Below are 21,982 nucleotides of genomic sequence, written 5' to 3'. Positions count from 1 at the left end.
TTGCGTTTAGTTTATCATATTTAGTCAATAGATTCGGCCATTTTGCTCAAACAGGTTTTTTTACAATAACATACAACAATGCTAAAATTGATATATGAATCAATTTTATGGAGGTCATCATGTGCAACGAAACGAAAAAACAAGAGAGACCTATTGGATATTATTAAAAACGACATTTGTTTTAAGCGCATTTACTGTAGGTGGTGGCTACGTCATTGTCCCCTTAATGCAGAAAAAATTTGTTGAAGAACTTGCATGGATTGAAACCGAAGAAATGCTTGATCTTGTAGCAATCGCGCAATCTATTCCAGGTGCACTAGCCGTCAATACATCTATATTAGTTGGTTACAGAATAGCTGGTGTTTCAGGTGCAATTGTCACAGTAGTGGGAACAGTTAGCCCACCACTCTTCCTTATTACAATTATTTCCTACTTTTATTTAGCTTTTCGTGATAATCCGTTAATTTCAGCTTTAATGGTAGGAATGCAGATTGGTGTTGTAGCAGTTATTGCTAATGTTGTTTATAAAATGATACAAGATGTTCTTAAAATGAAAGATTGGGTGACCACGCTTATTCTTATAGGCTCATTTATGGCTGCTGTCTTTTTTGATATAAATGTCATTTTAATTATTTTTGTAGCTGGAACATTGGGGTTTATCAATAACATATTACGATTGAGAAGGAGGCGTTAATAGATGATTTACTGGAATTTGTTTGTCGCTTTTTTTAAAATTGGTCTCTTTGCAATTGGTGGTGGCTATGCATCGCTTCCTTTGATTGAGAATGAAGTCGTAAATAAATACGCTTTATTAACACACCAAGAGTATCTTGATATTGTAACTATTTCACAGATAACTCCCGGACCAATCGCTATTAATTCAGCTACTTTTGTTGGCACTAAAACGGGTGGTCTTATGGGATCGTTGGTTGCAACCGCCGGAACAATTCTGCCATCAATTATTATCGCCATGTTATTAGCAAAGCTGTATGATAAATATCGAAATGTCGATGCTATGCAGGGGGTTTTAGCAGGTCTTCGTCCAGCGGTAGTCGCTTTGATTACAGCAGCAGGATTTAGTTTATTTATAACAGCCGTTTTTCAAACATCAGGCCTCAGAATACAAACGATAACCGTAAATATTGCAGCAATGATTATGATCGCTATTGCCTTCATCACTTTGAGGAAATATCGAGTAGGTTCAATTGTTATTATTTTTCTATGTGGCTTAGCTAGTGTATTACTTCATTTTTTAGGATTAATGTAGGGGAGTGTAAATTAAGCTATGGGGAAATATAAAAAGGTAAGCAACGAACCCAAACATTGGCATGGACTGCCACCATCTCGGTTTATCAAATATCGTAGCTGGATCAATAAACAAAAACCTGGCATCTGTGGCACTTATTGCAGTGCAGTTTTGATTCATGATGCCATTTATCAAGAAACAAAACAATCATTAAATCGGGATGTGTTATTAAATGGCTTGAAGACAGTTATTGATGATTTACTTCCCTATAAGGGGACTTATTTTTGGGATCTTGCTTTTGGTATTAGGCGTCTCTTAGCTGATATACCAGAATGGCGTGTTAAAACTGCTCTGATAGCTGAACGAACGGTTCCCAAATTATTAGATGAAGGTGCTGGACCTGTCATAGTGGGTACGAATATGTTATTGAATAGTTCCTATAAAAATCATTGGCTCTTAGTCTATGCGTATGGTTATAACGAAGAAGGCAAGCTATTTTTTCGTGCCTACGATAATCACGGGCGTTACAAGGCAGTCGTAGCAGCATCACAGACTATTGCTTGTGTCTGGTTAGAAAAAAATGAAATGTGGAAGGATGAATGTTATGAGAGAATTTGATTTTATAGCTATTGGCGGAGGAAGCGGTGGTATTGCAACAATGAACCGTGCTGCTGAATATGGTGCAAAAACAGCTGTAATTGAAGGGAATCTACTTGGAGGAACGTGTGTTAATATAGGATGTGTTCCTAAAAAAATTATGTGGTATGCGGCAGAAGTTGCCGATGCTATTAAAAAATATGGCCCAGATTATGGCTTTACCCATGAAAAAACATCCTTTGACTTTAAAACCTTGTTAAAAAACCGAGATGCTTATATTGAACGGTCACGAAATTCGTATCAGCTAGGATTTGAAAGAAGACAGGTTGAAGTGATTGAAGGATATGCACGCTTTTTAGACCCTCATACGGTTGAAGTAAACGGGGAAGCGATTAAAGCGAAACATATCTTAATTGCTAGTGGTGCTAAACCAGCTATTCCAAGTATTCCAGGTGCTGAGTATGGTGAAACATCAGATGATTTCTTTGAATGGGAAGAATTACCTGAAAAGGTTGCTCTAGTTGGAGCTGGTTATATTGCGGTTGAGTTGGCTGGAGTGCTACATACATTAGGTGTTGATACGCATTTATTTGTCCGTCATGATCGTCCATTACGCAGTTATGATTCCTTTATTATAGATGCACTTGTTCAAGAAATGGAGAAGGACGGCCCACAACTCCATATTCGTTCGATTCCTAAAGAAGTTAGAAAAGAAAAAAATGGCCAATTAACGCTAGTATTAGAAGATGGTAGAGAAGACAGCTTCGATAAAATTATTTGGGCAATTGGCCGTACACCTAATACAGATGGATTAAATCTTGATTTAGCAGGTGTAAAGAAAGATAGACATGGCTTTATTGAAGTAGATGAATTTCAAACTACAAGCCAGCCCTCTATTTACGCAGTGGGAGATGTGACCGGCAATGTGATGCTAACGCCCGTTGCTATTGCAGCAGGAAGACGATTATCAGAGCGCTTATTTAATAATAAACCAAATGAAAAATTAAACTACGATAATATTCCAACAGTTATTTTCAGTCATCCACCCATTGGAACAGTTGGACTAAGTGAAGAGGATGCAATAGCGACTTATGGCAGTGACCAAATTAAAGTCTATACCTCAACGTTTGCATCTATGTATACAGCAGTCACGATTCATCGCCAACCTGTACGCATGAAGATGGTTTGCTTAGGTGATGAAGAAAAAGTGATTGGTTTACATGGTATTGGATTCGGAGTCGATGAAATGATTCAAGGCTTCTCTGTAGCGGTTAAAATGGGCGCTACAAAGGTTGATTTTGATAATACCGTTGCCATCCATCCAACTGGCGCAGAAGAATTTGTCACGATGCGTTAAGGAGGTCCGTTATGAAACGTTGTGAGTGGGTAGAAGGGAAGCCAGAGTTCTATCTCGATTATCACGATAGAGTTTGGGGAAAAGCCTGTCATGATGACCAAGACTTGTTTAAATGGTTAGTCTTAGAAACTTTTAGCACAGGTTTATCATGGCAAATTATCCTATCAAAAAAGACCGCTTTTGAAGAGGCCTTTGATTCATTCGATGTTCTAACTGTGTCAGAGTACCAAGAAGAAAAGATAGCAGAACTGATGGCTAATTCAGCAATTGTTCGCCATCGTGGAAAAATAGAAGCAAGCATCCAAAATGCCAAAGCCTTCTTAGCTATCCAAGAAGAATTCGGACAGTTTGATACGTACATTTGGTCCTTTACCGACCAAAAAACACTTATGAGACAGTCTACTGAGCGTTTAACCCAGTCAGACTTATCAGATAATATAACGGCAGATTTGAAAAAAAGAGGGTTTAAATGGGTCGGAAGTGTCACCATCTATTCTTACTTGCAAGCAATAGGTATCATCAATGACCATGACCCAAACTGCACGTTTAAATAAAAGCATAAAAGAGACGCAGGGAAGATTAACTTCCTTGCGTCTTTTTGTTATGAGTGATTATTTTTTACCCATTGCACGTTGAATAGCTTTTACGATCTCTACAATTGGTACGATTGCGAATGCAGAACCAACTGAAACAGCCCATTGTAAGCCAGTCAATTGAGAAACTCCGAAGAATGTGTTCAAGACAGGTGTTAAGATAACCCCTAATAACAAGACAGCTGATAGGATTGTTGCATATACCAATGTTTTGTTACTGAAAATTCCAACTTGGAAGATTGACTTGTAAACAGATTTAGAGTTGTATGCATGGAACAATTGAATCATACCCAATGTAATAAATGCCATTGTTTCAGCATCCATATGAGCTAATTCGCCTGTGTGTTCAAGCATTGGGTTTGAAGAACCCCACCAGTAAACGAATAGTGTAATAGCACCTTCAAGGATACCTTGATAGATAATTGCTCCACCAACACCGTTAGAGAAGAAGTTCGAGCTACGGCCACGTGGTTTTTGTTCCATGATGTCCGCTTCAGCGTCTTCAAGACCTAATGCGATAGCAGGGAATGTATCAGTAACCAAGTTGATCCATAGAATATGAACAGGCTCTAAGATTGTCCAACCTAGGAAAGTAGCAACGAATAGAGATAGAACCTCACCCAGGTTAGCAGATAGTAAGAACTGAACTGCTTTTTGGATGTTAGCAAATACTTTACGTCCTTCTTCAACCGCAACAACGATTGTTTGGAAGTTGTCGTCAGCAAGTACCATGTCAGAAGCACCTTTAGAAACTTCAGTACCAGTGATACCCATACCAACACCAATATCAGCAGTTTTCAATGAAGGAGCGTCGTTAACACCGTCACCAGTCATTGAAACAACTTTACCATGGTTTTGCCATGCTTTAACGATACGAACTTTATGTTCAGGAGATACACGTGCGTATACAGAGTATTTCTCTACATTACGCGCAAATTCTTCTTCAGATTGCTCGTTTAATTCAGCACCAGTTAATACAGCACCACTTTGTCCTTCTTCAATAATTCCTAAACGAGTAGCAATTGCTTGAGCAGTGTCTCTGTGGTCACCAGTGATCATAATTGTACGGATACCAGCACCTTTAGCAGTTGCAATAGCAGCAGCAGCTTCTGGACGCTCAGGGTCGATCATACCGATCATACCAGCATATACAAGGTCATGCTCAACTGAAGCACTATCCATAGTAGCAGGAACAGCATCAACAAATTTGTAAGCCATAGCTAACACGCGTAGTGCTTGAACAGCTAGAGAGTGGTTAGCGTCAAGAATACTTTCGCGATCTGCGTCAGTCATTTCTCTTACTTCACCATTAACATCGATGTGTGTACAACGTTTTAGCAATTCATCAGGAGCACCTTTTGTCGCTACAAAGTAGTTTCCAGTAGCTTGCTCATGAATAGTAGACATCAATTTACGGTCTGATTCGAAAGGTACTTCAGCAACACGTGGTTCTTTAACTAATTCTTCTTTTAGTTTAAGACCTTTGTCGATACCAAATTGAATCATAGCAGTTTCAGTAGGGTCACCGATTAGACGGCCATCGTTACTGATTTCTGTGTCGTTAGCAAAGTTCATAACTTTCATAACAGGAATAGATAGGCTGATGTCATCAGAAACATCATGGATTTGACCATTGTAGTAAACTTTTTCAACAGTCATTTGGTTCATGGTTAATGTACCCGTTTTATCTGAACAGATTACTTCAGTACCACCAAGTGTTTCAACTGCTGGTAATTTACGAACCAACGCATTTCTCTTAGCCATTTTTTGGGTACCAAGAGCAAGGATGATTGTTGTAATAGCTGGAAGACCTTCAGGAATAGCAGCAACTGCAACAGAGATTGAAGTTAGTAACATTTCTAACCAATCACGACCATTTAATAAACCAACAACGAACATAATAGCAGCAATAGCTAGGATAAGAACTGTTAGAGATTTACCTAATTGGTCTTGGTTTTCTTGAAGTGGTGTTTTGCTTTCTTCAGCATTTGCCAACATGTTAGCAATATGACCAACTTCAGTATTCATACCAGTACCAATAACGACACCAGCACCACGTCCATAAGTAACATTTGTACTTGAGAATGCCAAGTTAACACGGTCACCAAGTGGGGCATCATCTTCAACAAGAATCATTTCTTTCTCAACAGGAACAGATTCACCTGTTAAAGCAGCTTCTTCAACCTTTAAAGAATTTGCTTCGATTAAACGTAGGTCAGCAGGAACTACATCTCCTGCTTCTAGAAGAACAAGGTCACCAGGGACAATATCTTCACTCTTGATTGAAACAACGCTTCCGCCACGTTTGACACGTGCCATTGGAGAGGCCATTTGTCTTAGCGCATTGATTGCTTCCTCAGCTTTAGCTTCTTGGAAAACGCCAAGTGCCGCATTAAGGACAACAACAATTAAAATAATAAAAGCATCTGAAAGTTCGCCAAGTGCACCTGAAATAAATGCAGCAGCTAATAATACAAGAATCATAAAGTCTTTGAATTGATCAAAGAATTTTTGAAGAAGAGTTTTTGTTTCTCCTTCTTCTAAGGCATTGGCACCGTACTCCTCAAATCTTTTCTTAGCTTCTACTTCGGATAATCCGTCAGCTGTAACGCCAAATTTATTTTTGACCGTTTCAACATCTTGTGCGTAGAAGTTTTCACGCAATTGTTCTTTTGACACTATTTTTCCCTCTCTCTTGTTTATTTGTGTTAAAAAGAAAAGAGACCTATGCACGCTGAACTAACCCTTTACGGGTATTTTCAAAATGCATAAGTCTCACCATTTAAGATAACACCAGCAGAATAGTGAAACTCTACTTATTGTTGATGTTACCACAGCCGGAGCTGCTAGTTACTCCCCTATGGAGATATTCCGATTAACACTTAACTCATTATAGCCATAAAATGTTCGGTTAGCAACTAAAAAACATGAAATAAATGATTGAAATTTTATAGGAAAGCCATAATCACATAATTAATCAAGAACAGAATAGTTGATCCCCATAGAATAGGGTGAATCTCTTTTGATTTTCCTAAAACAACTTTGACAATCACATAGAAAATGAATCCAGCAGCGATACCTGTAGAAATGTTATAAGTTAATCCCATAAAGATTGAAGCGAAGAAAGCAGGAATTGCTTCTTCAAGGTCTGTCCAGTTAATATCTTTGAACGATGCCATCATCAATACCCCAACAATAATTAATGAAGGAGCAGTTGCTGCAGCAGGGACAACACCGATTAAAGGCGCAAAGAATGCACTAATAACGAATAAAATAGCAACGACAACAGCTGTTAAACCTGTACGTCCGCCAGCACCAATACCAGCAGCACTTTCAACGAATGTTGTTGTATTTGATGTCCCAAAAATAGCACCAAAAATTGTACCGATTGAATCTGCAAACAAAGCTTTGTCCATTTTTGAAGAGAAACCTGAACCTTCTTCTAGTGCTTTTTCATCTTCAGAAGAGAAGATACCAGTACGACGGCCAGTTCCAATGAATGTTCCTAATGTATCAAATGTATCAGATAAACTAAACGCAAAAATAGTCATTAGAATTAGTGGGTATTCAGCTGGTTTAGATAGTAAAGATAATAGACCATCTTTACCAAAAGCAGCCATGAATGTTACGCCTAATTCTGAAATAGCAGTACCTAATGAGTTAGCAGCTAATACTTCAGACGAAATATGAACAACACCCATTGGGATACCTAGTAGAGTTGTTACGATAATACCGATAATAATGGCACCTCTAACATTTTTAATCATTAAGATGATCGTTAGAACAACACCAATTAAAGCAAGTAGAGCAGGACTTTGTGTGAAGTTAACAAGAGCTGGAACAATACCACCACTAGTAATAACAGTGTTAACGCCACCTTCATAGACTTCTAACGTTGGATCAAAAGCACCATTATTAATTGAAAGCATAGTACCAGCATCAGATGTAAATTCTAAGAAACCAGCATTTTTAATTCCAATATATGAGATGAAAACACCAATACCAGCACTAATCGCATGTTGTAGCGATTCAGGAATTGATTTAATGATCATTTTTCTAACTCGAGTAACGGTAATAAGAACGTTAATCACACCACAAAGGAAAACCATTGCGAGTGCTTCTTGCCAAGTAAATCCTAGTGCAAAAACAACTGTGTAAGTGAAGAAGGCATTCAACCCCATACCTGGAGCTAATGCGTAAGGCACGTTAGCGAATAATCCCATAACTAATGTACTAATAGCAGCGGCAATAATTGTTGCTAAGAAAACTGCTTGCGATGGCATGCCTGATAATGACAGAATGCTCGGATTAACAAAAATAATATATGACATCGCGAAAAACGTTGTAAAACCAGCCACGATTTCAGTCGAAACTGTTGTACCGTGTTCTTTTAACTTAAAAAACTTATCCATTAGATAGAAAGCTCCTTTTATAGAAATGTTACTAAAAGCAGATGATAGACTTTTTAACGTTCATATTTGCTTTAGCACTGTTATATTATACCCAAGACCCTCAGCTAATTCAATACAAAATGTTAATGATTAATATATTTATCATAATAAATGTTCGCATTTGGGTGTTAGTGAATAAAAAGGGTCTTTATGGTAAAATAAAAGCTAGCTAAAAATGGGAGGTGTATGAATGAAAGAGCAACGATTTGTTATCGGTGATGTTCATGGCGAGTATGAAATGTTAGAGAAATTACTAACGTTTTGGGATGAAAGCCAACAAGACCTCATTTTTATTGGTGACTTAACAGATAGAGGAGAAAACTCCTTACAGGTCCTTGAACGTGTTCGCCAACTCGTTGAAGAAGGTCGAGCCCTATGCCTGAGAGGTAATCATGAGGAGATGTTACGCCATTTTTTACAGCAACCAGAAAAAAAGGCTGCCTTATATATGATGAATGGTGGGTTAAAGACTATTGAGAGTATCGTTGGTAAAGACCTGGTCACTGTGACTCAGGCTCACGTGATGGCAGAAGCTGTGATGACACAATTACCGTGGTTAGCTGAATTTATTGAGAATCTTCCTTATTATATAGAGTGGCAAAATTATGTATTCGTTCATGCTGGTGTTGATTTGACACTTGATGATTGGAAAATGACTCAGCCTCACGAATTTATTTGGATTCGTCAGCCTTTTCATGAAGGCGAAAACCGAACTGGAAAAACGATCGTCTTTGGTCATACGCCTACCCCTAGTCTCCATCAAGATGAGAGCCAGTTTCAAATTTGGCAAAGCGATCATAAAATTGGTATTGATGGCGGTGCTGTATTTGGAGGTATCCTACATGGTCTTGTTTTAGATAAAACTGGGATCGTTCACCATTATGGTGTTCAAAAGGACGATAATGGCCTTATTCAAGCAACAACTTATCAGTAGATTGAAAGGAAGTCACACACATGTCTGAAGCTACAAACGAAATGGTATTACACTTACTAAAAACAGAACTCAAGCAGTATTCAACGAAACAAATTGATACGGTTTTGCGCTTATTAGGAGAGGGAAACACGGTCCCTTTTATTGCGCGTTACCGTAAGGAAATGACAGGAACATTGGATGAAGTTCAAATCCGTGAGATTGAAGAACGCCATAGTTATATATTGAACCTTGAAACAAGAAAAGAAGAAGTCATTCGTACAATTGAATCGCAAGATAAATTAACGAAGGAACTAGAGAAAGACATTCGTGCTGCCCAAAAAATGCAGCAAGTAGAGGATCTGTATCGGCCTTACAAACAAAAGAAACGTACAAAAGCTGCTATTGCTAAGGAAAAAGGATTAGAACCATTTGCCGAGTGGTTATTATCGTTCCCTCAAAGTGCTTCAATTGAAACAGAGGCAGAAAAATATTTATCAGAAGACCATGAGCTTTTAAATGTTAGTGATGTTATACAGGGCGGACATGAGATTATAGCTGAAATTGTCGGTGACAATCCAGCTTTCCGTGAGAAAATCCGTTCATTTACTAAACAGAATGGCTCAATTACAAGTAAAGCTAAAGATAGTGATAAAGATGAAAAAGCAGTTTACGAAATGTATTATGATTTTTCTCAAACGGTTAAAACCGTTCAACCTCACCGTATGCTTGCCATGAATCGTGGTGAAAAAGAAGGCATTTTGAAAGTAAATTTATTAGTCGATGCTGAAAAAATACAAGCTTACCTTCATAAACAAATGATTGCGAGCGCTGATAGTGTGACAGCTCCTTATGTAAAAGAAGCTATAAACGATGCCTATAACCGTTTTATTGGTCCAGCTATTGAACGAGAAATTCGTAACGAGCTAACAGAAGTTGCAGAGGAGCAAGCTATTCATGTCTTTGGCGACAACTTAAGAAATCTCTTACTACAACCACCAATGAAAGGTAAAGTCGTTATGGGATTTGACCCGGCTTACCGTACTGGTTGTAAGTTAGCCATTGTGGATGAAACAGGTAAAGTCCTAGCTAAATCAGTCATTTATCCTCATAAACCTGCGCCAGCTAATAAACGTGAAGCGGCTGGTTCAGAATTTATCACTTTAGTTGAAACGTATGGCGTTGAAATGGTAGCTATTGGTAATGGTACAGCTAGCCGTGAATCAGAAGTATTTGTTTCTGAACAAATCAAAAAAATTGAACGTCAGGTTTATTATGTGATTGTGAATGAAGCGGGTGCATCTGTTTACTCGGCTAGTGATATTGCCCGTCAAGAATTTCCAGATTTCCAAGTAGAAGAAAGAAGTGCTGTCAGCATCGCAAGACGTCTACAAGATCCACTGGCGGAGTTAGTGAAGATTGATCCGAAGTCTGTTGGTGTTGGCCAATACCAACATGACGTATCGCAAAAGAAACTGACTGATCAGCTAGACTTTGTAGTCGAAACCGCAGTAAACCAAGTTGGGGTCAACCTAAATACAGCTAGCGCGCCACTCTTACAACATGTATCTGGTTTAAATAAAACAATCGCTAATAACATTGTTGCATTTAGAGAAGAGAACGGCATCTTTACAGGTAGAACGCAATTGAAAAAAGTTGCTCGTTTAGGACCAAAAGCCTACGAACAAGCAGCAGGATTCTTACGTATTATCAGTGGGAAAAATATCCTTGATAATACCGATATCCATCCAGAAAGCTATAAAGAAGCCAAACAAGTTCTAGCATTAGCAGGACTAGACTTAAAGGATGTCGGAACGGATGCAGCACGAACAGCGCTAGCAGATTTAAACCGCCAGACTGTCATGGCAGAAACGGGCTTAGGAAAAGAAACCTTGCAAGATATTATTGAAGGACTAACGAAACCAGGCCGAGACCTCCGTGATGCGGTGGCACAGCCTCTATTAAGACAAGACGTCTTAACGATGGAAGATTTGAAGGTTGGCATGGAGCTAGAAGGAACCGTTCGTAATGTGGTCGACTTCGGTGCTTTTGTTGATATCGGTGTTAAACAAGACGGTATGGTGCATATTTCAAAATTGAGCCAGCGATTTGTGAAACACCCGTCCGATGTCGTTAGTGTCGGTGATATTGTTAAAGTATGGATTGACGGTGTGGACTTGAAAAAAGGTCGTATCGCTTTAACCATGTTGAACGAAAAAAATTAAAGACGAAAAAGGAGCTAGAGAAGATTCTAGCTCCTTTTTACGTGGCTTCTAGCCATCAATATCGATTGTCCTATTTAAAGTCATATCGTAAGTTTGAATGTAAAAGCCATAATCTTGGGACCATTCGGCATAAACAATATCGGAAACATGATAACTGCCGAGTTCAGCTAGTTGATCATAGAGCCACTTACTATCTTTTTCAATGGCAGCTAATGCCTTATCTTCTAAAACACCTTCATCTATCAGTAAGTACGTGAAGTGTCCCGAAATGCCATTTTTTTTCATAACAGAGACTTGGCCGTTAATTTCCATAATGGCATAATCAACTTCTTGAAGAGAAAAAGATCCCTCCTGATTATGATGCCTTATTGATACCGGGTGGTTTTTCACCGGATAAATTAAGAGCTGATGATCGTTTCTTCGCATTTGTTCGTCATTTTGACACTGAGAAGAAACCTATTTTCACGATTTGCCACGGACCGCAATTAATGATTAATGCAGAAATTGTTGCAGGCAAAAAAATGACCTCTGTTAAACAAGTTGGCATTGACTTAAAAAATGCTGGAGCAGAGTGGGAAGACAGTGCCTTAGTCATTGACGCTAGCGGCCTCATTACTAGTTGCACACCAGAGGATTTACCAGTCTTTAATGAAGCGATTGTTAAAGCATTAGCAGAATAAATATATAACGATCTGTTCCTCATCCTATTGGAGTTGAACAGATCGTTATTTTTTGTTACATTGTTCGATGTGAAAGGGGCACATTGCATTGAATCAAACTGACTTACAAGCGCTTGTTGAATCCATTTCGTTAGAATTTTTCCAGATGCCGTTTCAGCATCAAGCCACGTTCAACAATCGACTGCGTACCACAGGTGGTCGCTATTTATTGGCGAGCCACCATTTAGAATTTAACGCTCGTGTTTTAGAATTACATGGGATGGATGAATTTTTAGCTGTCATTAAACATGAACTTTGCCATTATCACCTCCATTTAATGGGGAAGGGTTATAAGCATGCCGATGCAGATTTTAAACATCTACTAGCTAAGACAGGCGGCACCCGCTACGTTAAGAATTTAAGAACCCAAAATGAACTCGAGCAAACCAAGCTTTATCTCTGCCAAGATTGCCAACAATCGTATCATCGGAAAAGAAAAATTGATACGAGCCGCTATGTTTGTGGCAAGTGCAAGGGCAAGCTTATACTTTCAAACAAATAAACAGTACACAAAAGCGACATAATGAGTTAAAATGTAAATTAACTATAAATGAAAGAGAGAACGATGATGAAAATTTTATGTGACTCCGCAAGTGATTTGAGTCTATCTTATATAGAAGAAAACAATATTCACCTTTTCCCTTTGACAATCTCCATTGGGGAAGATGAGTACCGCGATATTTTTGAAATAACCACTGATAAAATTTACGACAGTATTTTAGCCGGTATTCGCCCTAAAACAAGTCAGGTTTCTTTATCTGAGTTTGTTGACCAATTTTCCGCTATGGCAAAAGCAGGAGAGAGTGGTATTTATATTAGCTTGTCGTCGAAGTTATCAGGAACTCACCAAACAGCCTTATTAGCTTATCGCGCAGTTAAAGAAGATTACCCAGACTTTGACTTGAGAATTGTCGATTCTAAAAGTGGTTCAATCGGTACAGGCGTTATTGTCATTGAAGCTGTTGACTACTTACAAGCTGGAAAAGATTTAGATACTATTGAAAACCGCTTATTATTTATGGCGGATAATTTGATGACCTTATTTACTATTACTGACCTCAATTATTTAGCAGAGGGAGGGCGTATTTCTAAAACGTCTGCCTCAATTGGGTCACTCTTACAAATTAATCCCGTACTTGTTTTAGTAGATGGGGCTGTAGAAGTTGCTGAAAAAATTAGAGGGAAAAAACGCGTTGTGAAACGTATTCTCGATATTTTAGATGAAGAAGCCGATCAGCTGTCCTTGCAGACAGTGGGTATCGCTTATAGCAATGATTTAGAATCAAAAGAAAAGCTAGAAGCGGCTATTGCTGATAAGTTCTCTCCCAAAGCCATTGTTGCTCGCCCAGTAGGCGCAACAATCGGTTCCCATACTGGATTAGGAACACTCGGTGTAACTTTCCTTAAAAAATACAGCTAAAGCGGTCTTTGCAAACAAAAAATAGCTTTCAAAGACCGCTTTTCATTTATACAACACCCTTTAAACAACAGTTGCAATATATATGAGAAATTTGTATAATATTACTTGTAATGTTTATAGAGCGGTCATGGCGGAATGGCAGACGCGCCAGCTTGAGGGGCTGGTGGGGGCAACCCCGTGGAGGTTCAAGTCCTCTTGGCCGCATAAAAATCAGAATAGGTAAAAAGCCTGTCCAAATTGGACAGGCTTTTTCTATGTTAATACCCATGCTTTCTGTTAGTTGCTGTATAAAGTTGGGGTGTGGTTCTGTAAACAACTAGTAGGACTACAATGGTAAAGAGGCCGGTAGCCAATGCACTAGCACCATTCAAGACGATAGAGTAGAACCACGGGCTCCAATCTTCTGGTGCATATTGTCCCCAAAAATAATAGCCTGCAATCGTATGCCAGAAGTAGCGACCAATGACTCCAACTAGAGTAGCGATAGTGATATACATGGTTGACATGCCCCAGTTTTTTGCCGCAATAGCTTCTTTAGTTTGAGTAGACCAAAGTCCCGCTAATCCTGAAAACCCAAAGGCGATAAAATACTCAATAAATCCTTGAAGAGGGGTAAGAATATCAGCGTTACCGACGAAAATGTGTAAGACTCCCCAAAGGAAACTTGCTACAAATCCTGGGCCGAGTCCACGACGTAAACTATAAAGGATCAAAACAGGTTGGCCAACTGTTATAGAAAAGCTAGGGCCAATATCTAAAGGTACGAAAGAAAGGGCGGTTGCTAAGGCAGCCATAATGGTTCCTTCAATCCAAATATTTAAATTTTTTGACATAAAAAAATCTCCTCCTTATTGTAGAATGGAACAGACCTACTACAAAGGAGAAGAATACATAACGTGTTCTTTACTCACACAATCCCTACGCTCGTGTTAACGAAGTCAGGTTCGAAGGGTTAGAATTTTCATTCAGTCTCAGCCAGTGAAGGCACCCCTTTGTGATAAGTGTTCTATTCAGTTAAGTCATACTTTATCACAGACTATTTGCTAATGCAACACCTTAGCAAGAACTGTCTTATTTTTCATCAGTGTTATCCTGTTTAGCCATCAGTTTCTTTTGTTTTTGGCGATTAATAATAAAGTCAATAACCGCTCCAATAGCGATACCGATGATAAAGCCTAACGTCATTTGGTTTAAAATAAGACCAATGACCATCCCTGAAAACATCCCAATAATGGTAAATAGGAAGGTATTCTCGTTCTCTTTTTGAAGTTGCTCCTCAGCAGGCGTCAAGCGTGATGAATCGAATACGCTTGTTACTTTAGGTTGAATATTACGTTTTTGGATTTGACTATTTTTTCGTTTTGCCACAGTAAGATCGTCCTTTCTAACTAAAAGATCTTACTTATGATAGCAAGAAAAGCTCATTTTGTGAACCTTTCAAAAATTAGTCTTCTGGGTCAATCTTAATCGGTTCTTCTTCTTTAAAATCATAATGACCATTCTCATGGATTTCAAAAGCATCATCTTTTGGCTCATAACCAATATCAAAATAAGCTTGGGAAATATCCATACGAGGGAAGCGATTGTTAGAAACGCCATTGACTAGTAGGAAGGGTTGCTTTAAGTCAGCTGTTAAACAACAGTCTATTAAATGACACATATCGCCTTTTGAAAGGTGTGTCGCTAATCCATCAGCATTCGCTACGCCGGGACTAATATCGCTGTCAAAGCCACCGATACGAATTCCAATAAATTCCTTCCCATACTTATAGGCATGATAGCTAGCTAGAGCTTCCATATAGACTTTAGAAACGCCATACAAATCTTCAGGATGAGGGTAGTCACTCGTTTTGACTTGGACGTTTTCAGGATAGCCGCCTATGGCATGAACAGAGCTGGCAAAAATAGTTCGTTTAACAGAGCTGCCTTCCTTAACTGCCTCTTTAAACATATTATGGGGTACTTTGTAATTTAAATCTAATAGAGAATCGTAAAAATCTGCATCGGGTCGAGGGTCTCCAGCAAGATGAATCAGATAATCAATACCGTCTAGTAAACCAGTGACATTCTCAGGATCAATCAGGTCTATTTCTTTTAAACGCGAGCCATTTTTTAAATGATCAGGAAAATCAGTGAGATCGACATCAACTAAGGTTAAGTCGTGTTTATCTTTTAGATGTTCTGTTAAAACTGTGCCAATATTTCCAGAAGCACCGGTTATCAAAATGTTAGCCATTATTTATCCTCCTCATATGGTTACTTTCTAACAATAAGGTATGCTTCTTTCTATCAAAAGTCAAAAGATAACATTTCCTTAAAAGCAATTTTAAAATAAGGAAAGAAAAGTGATAATGCGTTATACTAAAACAGAATGTAAGAGAGAGGGCGTGATCAAATGCCGGAAATGGATTATGAATTATATATGGATACTGCCGTTTTAGCAGGCAAGATTATGTTGGAAAGTAATGCAGAGACCTACCGTGTGGAAGAGACCGTTACACGCATTCTTCAAAAAACAGACCTGGAAATGATTGACGCTATTGCGATTACAACAGGTTTGATTGCGACACTTGATAATTCAAATATGGATGCTATTACGGTCGTTAAGCGCATTTCTAATCGAACGACTAATTTAAATAAAATAACACGGGTTAATGATGTCTCACGTAAATTTACAGAAGGTGCGATTACGATTCAAGAGGCTTATTCATTTTTGCAAAACATTGATGATATCCAATACAATTCATTTCGTAAAAATTTGGCAACCTTTATTTTTGTGCAAATGATTTTCTTAATGTATGGTGGAACTTTCTTTGACTTTGTTTTCTTAATGCCAGTATCTGCATCGATTGCATGCATTACACATTATGGAAGAAGATGGATGGTTAGACCCTTTATTCTAGACATGGTTGCTAGTTTTTCTATCGCTGTCCTGACGACCTTTATGCAACGCGTCTTGCCCTTTAATATCCAGTTTGATTTATTAATTATTGCAGGAATCATGCCATTATTACCTGGTACTGCCATGACAAATGGGGTTCGGGATATTTTTAAGGGTGATTATATGTCTGGTGGTGCAAAAGTGCTTGAAGCGTTTGTGATTGCCATCTTTATCGCACTTGGAATTGGTGCAGGATTAGTAGTAGGAGGGATAGGCTAATGATGATTGTAATGCAATCGCTGATGGCTTTTATTTCTGTTTATTTCTTTGCCATTCTTTTGGAGGCTCCTAAACGCTCGTTAATATACGCCGCTTTAACAGGAGCAAGTGCATGGTTTGTTTACTTGTTGGCAGGCCAGTTTTATGAAAAAGTTCCCTCAACATTATTAGCGGCAGTAGTGGTATCGTTTTTATCCCATTATTTTGCTCGCTATTTAAAAACACCAGCAACGGTTTACTTTTTACCTGGTTTTATTCCATTAGTGCCGGGGGAAGCAGTGTATCGAGCCGTTTTTTCATTTATAAATGGGGATTATCCCCATGCTGAGATGCAATTAACAGAGGCAGTTATGGTATCAGGTGCGATTGCCTTAGCGATTTTTGTAGTGGATGCGATATTTAGTTTACAAGCTCGCTTAATTGTTATTAGTAAAGTGAAACGGCAAAATAAATTGTAATGTAATGAAATAGTCTCGTAATCAAATTAATAACTTATGACGTGTTATAATATGCTAGAGTATAATGCGGAGGGAGAGAAGAATGATGTCTGAAGAAAAAGAAACGCGTGTTAATCGCCATAAAAAAAATAAGCAATCACCTTTAATAAAAAAATTATCGATTGGTTTAGTTGTAGTAGCTGCTCTAATATTAGGATTTGAGTTCTTGTTTGGAGGATCAGACAAAGATTCTGGTCAGTTCGGACAAAATGGTGATAATCAATCGTTTGTTATACCGCCAAAGGATAGCTCATCGTCACACTTAGACGATTCATCTGACGAAGAAGAGTCAGACCAAGAAGAGACAACCTCCGACGAAGAGGAAGAAACGCGTGATGATGAGGAAGCTTCGAGTGACTCGGTTGATGATTCAGAAATCAATGAAGTGCCTTCGGATGATTCGAATGTTATTCGAGCTTATGTTGGAACTTGGGAGCCAATTGGAACACAACAAAGTGAACCACATGTTACTCAGTTTGATGAGACAAGTGTTGATTGGGCAGAGATGAAAGAAGCAAGCGCTCAAACAACAGGTGTTTCAGTAGCTAACATGGTTGTGAATTGGATCGGAAGAAATAACGATGAACAAAAGGTAACGGTGACTTTCACTGATTCAACGAGTGGACAAATCTATAAAGTCTATTTATCTTGGGTGGCTAACGAAGGTTGGCAGCCGACACGTTATGAAGAATTAAAGGCAATATCTTAAATAAAAAGCGGATTGTGGAATTTAGCTTCTTTATAGTGGACCCAAAAAGTTAGACTAAATTTTATGAGAGTTGACCGATTAGTCAACTCTTTTTTAATACATGCAATTTGGCTTAATTCCTGTTGTCGACAATACTTCTCATAAATTTCAATCTGTCAAGAGTAGTAGCGGAGCGACTCTTGATAGATTGAAACTTTATGTGAAACTATGAAAAGACAATGGAATTAGTATATTGGCTGCGATACTGGACGGGGCTTAGCCATCCTAGTTTCTCTTTAATTCGTTCTTCATTATAATAGTTAATATAGGTGGTAATTGATTCAGCCAATTCTTCAAAACTATGATAAGTTTGACCATAATACATTTCTTGTTTGAGTATACTAAAGAAATTTTCCATTGGTGAATTGTCATAACAATTCCCTTTTCTAGACATACTTTGGAAGATATCATTATCTTTTAAAGTTTTTGAATACCGTTTCATTTGATAAGCCCAGCCTTGGTCTGAATGAAACGTTCTTCTGAATATGCAATCATTTGTACGTTCTATAGCTGTCTTCAAAGCTTCCATCATACTTTCACCGTTAGGCCGTTTTGTTATTTGAAAACTGATGATTTCGCTATTGAATAAATCCATATAAGGATCTAAATAAAGTCTGCCTGTCTGAGTGTTGCCTAACTGGTCCATATAATAGTATTTGAATTCAGTTGTATCAGTCGTAATTTTTTGATGTGGAACTGATGTGTTAAAACGTCGTTTTAAACGATTTGATGCTACTTTCCCTACAGTCCCCTTATAAGACTTATACTTTCTGCTTTTGTGTGAGAAGGCAGTTACAAGAATGCCTAATTCACGCATTAAGCGTAATACTTTCTTCCGATTTATGTGATAACCTAATTTTTTTAACTCGGGAGTCAGTCTTTTATACCCATAATCTTTATTTTTCTCTCTTAGTTTTAGTAAAGCATCTTTGTAAACTTTATCCTTGTCTGGGCGTTTAGATTGCTTCCTAATATAGTGATAAGTTGCCTTTGGAAAGCCAGTTACTCTCAAAATATCAACTAATTTGAATTTATTAATATTATGGAGATTGTAGATTGCTTGAACTATTTGTTTCTTTGTTGCTGTTTCTCTGCTTCCTGCAATCTCCCTAATTCCTTTAAAAATTCATTCTCGATTCTCAAATCACGATTTTCGTTTTCAAGTTGTCTCAGACGCTCAACGTTTACATCTTCTCTAGTTATATTCTTTGGATCCTGAAATACTTTCTTATCAGCTTTCTTCCGTCTACCCATTTTCGGTGGCCTACCTCTCTGTTCTGATAAGCCATCGACGCCTTTCTTGAGGATAGTAGTGCGCCAATTACAAATTAAACTAGGGTTATTCATCCCTAATGAATTGGCTACTTCTCGATAACTCATCTCTGTTGTTTCATATAATTTTACAGCACTAAGCTTAAAATCAACAGAGTAATGAGTTTGATTCTTACTACGTTTCAGTCCTTCGATTCCAAATTGTTGATAGCTATTAACCCATCTTCTTACAATAGATTCTTGTATATTATATTTCTTTGCTACCACTAGGTAGCCACCATAGTTCCCCAGATAATGTTTTACAATTTCCAATTTAAATTCTAGTGAATATTTTGCCATAAAAATAAACCCCCAAAAGTTAGATTTTTGGTCTAACTTTTGGGGGCCTCTACACTTCCACAACCCGCTTTTTTTGATTAATGATACACACGTTTGAGTTGTGTTTTTTTTACGTTTACCAACTAAAAGAGGAACGGTTTCGAGTTTGACGTCTGTATACTCTAAGCCAAACCATTTAATCGGTGATAGGGCAATTTTTTTGATGGTTAATTTAATCTGCATCACAAAGCGGTCGAGAGAAGATAGTTCTGAGTCAGTGGAAAGCTCTTCACGAACAAGAACAAAACAGAAGTCTCCCACATTCCGATTTGATTCAGCAGTTGTCCAAGGCTGCGGTTGATTTTCTATTTCACCAGCTTTCATCAAATCAATAACGACCTGACGCAAGTAAGTGCTGACTTGTTGTTCAATTCTAAAACCGAGATGCAATTGGACTTTAATAATGTAGTTTGTATCGAATTTTTCAACGACATATTCCATCGTTCTTGGTTGGTCAGTTACATCTACATTGACAAACCAATACACCTGAGCGCGCTTTGGTTGCTTATCGAAGATGGAATACATGACTTTACTATACACATAGCCAGGTCTAGCCTTGCTCGTTAAATAAACCAAATTAGTGGCATACATCGGAATAGAGTTGTCATCTCTAATTGCTTTAATACGGTCTATGAAGTCACTTAGTGGCACTTCTTTTGCAACATTACGCTCAATATTAAATGCTCGGTTCCAAACCATCATGATACCGATAATAAGGAGTGCCATAATCACGGTAACAAATCCACCATGGAAGAATTTAGTTACACTCGATGCGAAAAAGGCGAGTTCTAAACCACCGAAAAATAATAAAATAGGAATAGAAATGAATTTTGAAATATGCTTCATTGTTAAGTAGTTGTAAAGTAAAATCGTCGTCATTAACATGGTAATCGTAATAGCTAATCCATAAGCGGCTTCCATATGATGAGAGTTTTGGAAGTAAAGAACGACAGCCATACAAGAAAACCATAAAAACATAATGGGACCAAAAAAGCGACCAATTAGTTCGGTACCAAAGCGTTGAATCAAAAATAGAAAACTAATAATAATTAAGGTAATGATAATAACCGTTTGTTGGCTACTACCAAACGTATCAACATAAAATGGAATACCTCGCAACCCCTCTATAGCAGTTGTAACAGTAACAGCTGGTGTTAAAATACCATCAACCAAAAGGGACGAGCCGCCGATAATAGCGGGGATAATCAACCATTTCGCTTTTTTACGAATGAGCGCATAAAGAGAGAAAATACCACCTTCACCGTGGTTGTCGGCTCTCAGAGCGATTCCAACATATTTGACAGTGGTAAGAAGCGTGATTGTCCAAAAGACGAGTGAAAGCGAACCGTAAATAAACTACTTAGAAATTGAAGCCAATCCACCATTCCCACTAATGAGTGATTTCATAACATACAATGGTGATGTACCGATATCGCCATAGACAATACCGATTGTGACAAGTAATCCAGCAAGTTTTAATTTATTTTGCTGATTGTCGGATGTTTTGCTTTCCATTTTTGATACTCCTCTAAAATAATGCTTATTATAGGTTTTTAGTGGGATTAGTCAATCAAAATATCTTGATTTTTTTCAAAAAAAATAAGCTTATAAACCTTGAGTTTATAAGCTTTATCGGAACATTATTTACATTTCCGCATCATATTGAATTTCCATTGCCTTCATGTCTTGAAAACTCACTTGATCAAGTGCTTTTGACGCTAAGAACAAGTTGAAATCGTCTCTGGCATTGTGGTCTGCAGCATCCCAAACAGCAAAGTCTGCTTCCTCAGATTCTTCCCAACTTAAGTCATCTTGAAAATCAAGCATACCAGAACGCCATTCTTGATAAGCCTCATAAAGATCAGCTCTCATTTTTTCACCTTCTAACGTAAAATAAAAATCATTTCGTTTAGTCGATTTTCGATATCGACGATGCCACGCATGAAACCAGCAGCTTCAAAAGCTTTCCGCGCTTCTAAGTTGCCCATGTCGACCAGACTATATATTTTATCATAGTTTTCAAAATTTTCAGCTAATTCTAAAAAGCTTATGAGAGTTTGTCTACCATAACCTTTTTCTTGCATCCATTGATCGATAAAAATATCAACAATGCGAATACGGTTTTTATTGTTTTCGAATCTGAAAATAAGGAAACCGATAATTGTTTTATTTAATTGAACTGCTAATGGAATGAGTGTTTCGGGTTCGATGTAAGCACGGGATAAATGTTCTGCCACGGACTTGCTATATTTTTCTTGCCATGCTTGTGGTGATAGAGCTAAGCAAGCGTCAATATTCTCTTTGCTAATATTAACTAAGTCAACCATGCGACCATCCTTTCTACTAATATGTGTAACACTATTATAAAGGAATGTAAGGGAAATGTCAGTCTCAACATGGTATGATAGG

General features: G+C 38.0%; 22 protein-coding genes, 1 tRNA gene, 1 pseudogene and 1 riboswitch. Of the genes and pseudogenes, 14 read left to right on the top strand and 10 right to left on the bottom strand.

Annotation, left to right across the window (positions count from 1 at the left end):
* The first annotated feature begins 121 nt into the window (after nt 1–121).
* From G7057_RS00865 to G7057_RS00845, 5 genes are read left to right on the top strand one after another with little or no spacing between them, the layout of a single operon-like run.
* Nucleotides 122–694 carry a chromate transporter gene (locus G7057_RS00865; protein ID WP_227004612.1) on the top strand — a complete coding sequence of 191 codons (573 nt, stop codon included), beginning with the start codon at nt 122–124 and terminating at the stop codon, nt 692–694.
* Between the two features lie 3 nt (nt 695–697).
* Nucleotides 698–1,267, top strand: coding sequence for a chromate transporter (locus G7057_RS00860; RefSeq protein WP_166160601.1), 570 nt, complete (start codon nt 698–700; stop codon nt 1,265–1,267).
* 18 nt (nt 1,268–1,285) lie between these two features.
* On the top strand, nt 1,286–1,864 hold the full coding sequence (locus G7057_RS00855; RefSeq protein ID WP_166160600.1) for a dihydrolipoamide dehydrogenase: 579 nt from the start codon (nt 1,286–1,288) through the stop codon (nt 1,862–1,864).
* Nucleotides 1,851–3,200, top strand: coding sequence for a glutathione-disulfide reductase (gorA, locus tag G7057_RS00850; RefSeq protein WP_166160599.1), 1,350 nt, complete (start codon nt 1,851–1,853; stop codon nt 3,198–3,200). Before G7057_RS00855 ends, gorA begins: the two co-directional genes overlap by 14 nt.
* Before the next feature lie 11 nt (nt 3,201–3,211).
* Nucleotides 3,212–3,754, top strand: coding sequence for a DNA-3-methyladenine glycosylase I (locus tag G7057_RS00845; RefSeq protein ID WP_166160598.1), 543 nt, complete (start codon nt 3,212–3,214; stop codon nt 3,752–3,754).
* A gap of 57 nt (nt 3,755–3,811) precedes the next feature.
* Here the strand turns inward: G7057_RS00845 and G7057_RS00840 are convergent, their stop codons facing one another.
* Both G7057_RS00840 and G7057_RS00835 read right to left on the bottom strand, forming a co-directional pair.
* Nucleotides 3,812–6,475, bottom strand: coding sequence for a cation-translocating P-type ATPase (locus G7057_RS00840; RefSeq protein ID WP_405002644.1), 2,664 nt, complete (start codon nt 6,473–6,475; stop codon nt 3,812–3,814).
* A gap of 266 nt (nt 6,476–6,741) precedes the next feature.
* A complete protein-coding gene (locus G7057_RS00835) occupies nt 6,742–8,205 on the bottom strand; it encodes an NCS2 family permease (protein ID WP_166160596.1) in 1,464 nt (487 codons plus the stop codon).
* Between the two features lie 229 nt (nt 8,206–8,434).
* Here G7057_RS00835 and G7057_RS00830 point away from each other — a divergent pair, with 229 nt between their 5' ends.
* Both G7057_RS00830 and G7057_RS00825 read left to right on the top strand, forming a co-directional pair.
* The gene (locus G7057_RS00830; protein ID WP_166160595.1) at nt 8,435–9,178 is read left to right on the top strand and encodes a metallophosphoesterase; all 744 of its coding nucleotides are present in this window, start codon (nt 8,435–8,437) and stop codon (nt 9,176–9,178) included.
* 20 nt (nt 9,179–9,198) lie between these two features.
* Nucleotides 9,199–11,379 (top strand): Tex family protein, encoded by a 2,181-nt coding sequence (locus tag G7057_RS00825; RefSeq protein WP_166160594.1) that lies wholly within the window; start codon nt 9,199–9,201, stop codon nt 11,377–11,379.
* A gap of 48 nt (nt 11,380–11,427) precedes the next feature.
* Here G7057_RS00825 and G7057_RS00820 read toward each other — a convergent pair whose 3' ends face one another.
* The gene (locus G7057_RS00820) at nt 11,428–11,691 is read right to left on the bottom strand and encodes a DUF421 domain-containing protein (RefSeq protein WP_264372177.1); all 264 of its coding nucleotides are present in this window, start codon (nt 11,689–11,691) and stop codon (nt 11,428–11,430) included.
* A 32-nt stretch (nt 11,692–11,723) separates the two neighbouring features.
* Here G7057_RS00820 and G7057_RS00815 point away from each other — a divergent pair, with 32 nt between their 5' ends.
* The 4 genes from G7057_RS00815 (at nt 11,724) to G7057_RS00800 (ending at nt 13,722) form a co-directional block, all read left to right on the top strand.
* The gene (locus tag G7057_RS00815; protein WP_166163979.1) at nt 11,724–12,059 is read left to right on the top strand and encodes a DJ-1/PfpI family protein; all 336 of its coding nucleotides are present in this window, start codon (nt 11,724–11,726) and stop codon (nt 12,057–12,059) included.
* A gap of 88 nt (nt 12,060–12,147) precedes the next feature.
* Nucleotides 12,148–12,600, top strand: coding sequence for a SprT family protein (locus G7057_RS00810; protein WP_166160592.1), 453 nt, complete (start codon nt 12,148–12,150; stop codon nt 12,598–12,600).
* A 63-nt stretch (nt 12,601–12,663) separates the two neighbouring features.
* Nucleotides 12,664–13,518: a DegV family protein gene (locus G7057_RS00805; RefSeq protein ID WP_166160591.1), complete on the top strand. Its 855-nt coding sequence runs from the start codon at nt 12,664–12,666 to the stop codon at nt 13,516–13,518.
* Between the two features lie 121 nt (nt 13,519–13,639).
* Nucleotides 13,640–13,722 (top strand) — tRNA-Leu (locus tag G7057_RS00800).
* 53 nt (nt 13,723–13,775) lie between these two features.
* Here the strand turns inward: G7057_RS00800 and thiT are convergent.
* From thiT to G7057_RS00785, 3 genes are all read right to left on the bottom strand, one after another.
* Nucleotides 13,776–14,351 (bottom strand): energy-coupled thiamine transporter ThiT, encoded by a 576-nt coding sequence (gene thiT, locus G7057_RS00795; RefSeq protein ID WP_076765518.1) that lies wholly within the window; start codon nt 14,349–14,351, stop codon nt 13,776–13,778.
* Between the two features lie 65 nt (nt 14,352–14,416).
* Nucleotides 14,417–14,520: riboswitch (TPP riboswitch) on the bottom strand.
* 69 nt (nt 14,521–14,589) lie between these two features.
* Entirely contained in the window at nt 14,590–14,886 is a 297-nt protein-coding gene (locus G7057_RS00790) for a hypothetical protein (protein WP_076765519.1), read from the bottom strand.
* Nucleotides 14,887–14,962: 76 nt separating this feature from the next.
* Nucleotides 14,963–15,754: an NAD-dependent epimerase/dehydratase family protein gene (locus G7057_RS00785; RefSeq protein ID WP_166160590.1), complete on the bottom strand. Its 792-nt coding sequence runs from the start codon at nt 15,752–15,754 to the stop codon at nt 14,963–14,965.
* A 159-nt stretch (nt 15,755–15,913) separates the two neighbouring features.
* Here G7057_RS00785 and G7057_RS00780 point away from each other — a divergent pair, with 159 nt between their 5' ends.
* The 3 genes from G7057_RS00780 to G7057_RS00770 all read left to right on the top strand — a co-directional run bounded on the left by G7057_RS00780 (nt 15,914) and on the right by G7057_RS00770 (nt 17,884).
* On the top strand, nt 15,914–16,678 hold the full coding sequence (locus G7057_RS00780) for a threonine/serine exporter family protein (RefSeq protein WP_166160589.1): 765 nt from the start codon (nt 15,914–15,916) through the stop codon (nt 16,676–16,678).
* A complete protein-coding gene (locus G7057_RS00775; RefSeq protein WP_166160588.1) occupies nt 16,678–17,136 on the top strand; it encodes a threonine/serine exporter family protein in 459 nt (152 codons plus the stop codon). The genes G7057_RS00780 and G7057_RS00775 overlap by 1 nt, the downstream gene beginning before the upstream one ends.
* Before the next feature lie 85 nt (nt 17,137–17,221).
* Complete coding sequence (locus tag G7057_RS00770) at nt 17,222–17,884, top strand: YrrS family protein (protein ID WP_166160587.1); 663 nt, start codon at nt 17,222–17,224, stop codon at nt 17,882–17,884.
* 205 nt (nt 17,885–18,089) lie between these two features.
* On the opposite strand, the gene G7057_RS00765 is transcribed toward G7057_RS00770, so the two are convergent.
* From G7057_RS00765 to G7057_RS00750, 4 genes and pseudogenes are all read right to left on the bottom strand, one after another.
* Nucleotides 18,090–19,534, bottom strand: a protein-coding gene (locus tag G7057_RS00765) for an IS3 family transposase (RefSeq protein ID WP_405002643.1) whose coding sequence is annotated in 2 segments (ribosomal slippage) — nt 18,090–18,989 and nt 18,992–19,534 — 1,443 coding nt in all. Because the reading frame shifts where the segments join, the coding sequence is not laid out codon by codon here.
* Nucleotides 19,535–19,696: 162 nt separating this feature from the next.
* Nucleotides 19,697–21,088: pseudogene (locus G7057_RS00760) on the bottom strand (KUP/HAK/KT family potassium transporter); the annotation flags it as partial.
* A 129-nt stretch (nt 21,089–21,217) separates the two neighbouring features.
* Nucleotides 21,218–21,445 (bottom strand): hypothetical protein, encoded by a 228-nt coding sequence (locus G7057_RS00755; RefSeq protein WP_166160586.1) that lies wholly within the window; start codon nt 21,443–21,445, stop codon nt 21,218–21,220.
* A gap of 11 nt (nt 21,446–21,456) precedes the next feature.
* Entirely contained in the window at nt 21,457–21,900 is a 444-nt protein-coding gene (locus G7057_RS00750) for a GNAT family N-acetyltransferase (RefSeq protein ID WP_166160585.1), read from the bottom strand.
* Nucleotides 21,901–21,982 lie beyond the last annotated feature (82 nt).

It is taken from the genome of Jeotgalibaca arthritidis (genome assembly GCF_011100465.1).
In the GTDB taxonomy this organism is placed as follows: Bacteria; Bacillota; Bacilli; order Lactobacillales; family Aerococcaceae; genus Jeotgalibaca; species Jeotgalibaca arthritidis.
This window is presented reverse-complemented; position numbering and strand designations above follow the sequence as displayed.

What these genes read in the sequence shown, in the direction of transcription:
- G7057_RS00860 (WP_166160601.1), top strand. Translation starts at nt 698, where the DNA reads ATGATTTACTGGAATTTGTTTGTCGCTTTTTTTAAAATTGGTCTCTTT.
- G7057_RS00855 (WP_166160600.1), top strand. Translation starts at nt 1,286, where the DNA reads ATGGGGAAATATAAAAAGGTAAGCAACGAACCCAAACATTGGCATGGA.
- gorA (WP_166160599.1), top strand. Translation starts at nt 1,851, where the DNA reads ATGAGAGAATTTGATTTTATAGCTATTGGCGGAGGAAGCGGTGGTATT.
- G7057_RS00845 (WP_166160598.1), top strand. Translation starts at nt 3,212, where the DNA reads ATGAAACGTTGTGAGTGGGTAGAAGGGAAGCCAGAGTTCTATCTCGAT.
- G7057_RS00835 (WP_166160596.1), bottom strand. Translation starts at nt 8,205, where the DNA reads ATGGATAAGTTTTTTAAGTTAAAAGAACACGGTACAACAGTTTCGACT.
- G7057_RS00830 (WP_166160595.1), top strand. Translation starts at nt 8,435, where the DNA reads ATGAAAGAGCAACGATTTGTTATCGGTGATGTTCATGGCGAGTATGAA.
- G7057_RS00825 (WP_166160594.1), top strand. Translation starts at nt 9,199, where the DNA reads ATGTCTGAAGCTACAAACGAAATGGTATTACACTTACTAAAAACAGAA.
- G7057_RS00820 (WP_264372177.1), bottom strand. Translation starts at nt 11,691, where the DNA reads ATGGAAATTAACGGCCAAGTCTCTGTTATGAAAAAAAATGGCATTTCG.
- G7057_RS00805 (WP_166160591.1), top strand. Translation starts at nt 12,664, where the DNA reads ATGATGAAAATTTTATGTGACTCCGCAAGTGATTTGAGTCTATCTTAT.
- thiT (WP_076765518.1), bottom strand. Translation starts at nt 14,351, where the DNA reads ATGTCAAAAAATTTAAATATTTGGATTGAAGGAACCATTATGGCTGCC.
- G7057_RS00785 (WP_166160590.1), bottom strand. Translation starts at nt 15,754, where the DNA reads ATGGCTAACATTTTGATAACCGGTGCTTCTGGAAATATTGGCACAGTT.
- G7057_RS00780 (WP_166160589.1), top strand. Translation starts at nt 15,914, where the DNA reads ATGCCGGAAATGGATTATGAATTATATATGGATACTGCCGTTTTAGCA.
- G7057_RS00775 (WP_166160588.1), top strand. Translation starts at nt 16,678, where the DNA reads ATGATGATTGTAATGCAATCGCTGATGGCTTTTATTTCTGTTTATTTC.
- G7057_RS00770 (WP_166160587.1), top strand. Translation starts at nt 17,222, where the DNA reads ATGTCTGAAGAAAAAGAAACGCGTGTTAATCGCCATAAAAAAAATAAG.
- G7057_RS00755 (WP_166160586.1), bottom strand. Translation starts at nt 21,445, where the DNA reads ATGAGAGCTGATCTTTATGAGGCTTATCAAGAATGGCGTTCTGGTATG.
- G7057_RS00750 (WP_166160585.1), bottom strand. Translation starts at nt 21,900, where the DNA reads ATGGTTGACTTAGTTAATATTAGCAAAGAGAATATTGACGCTTGCTTA.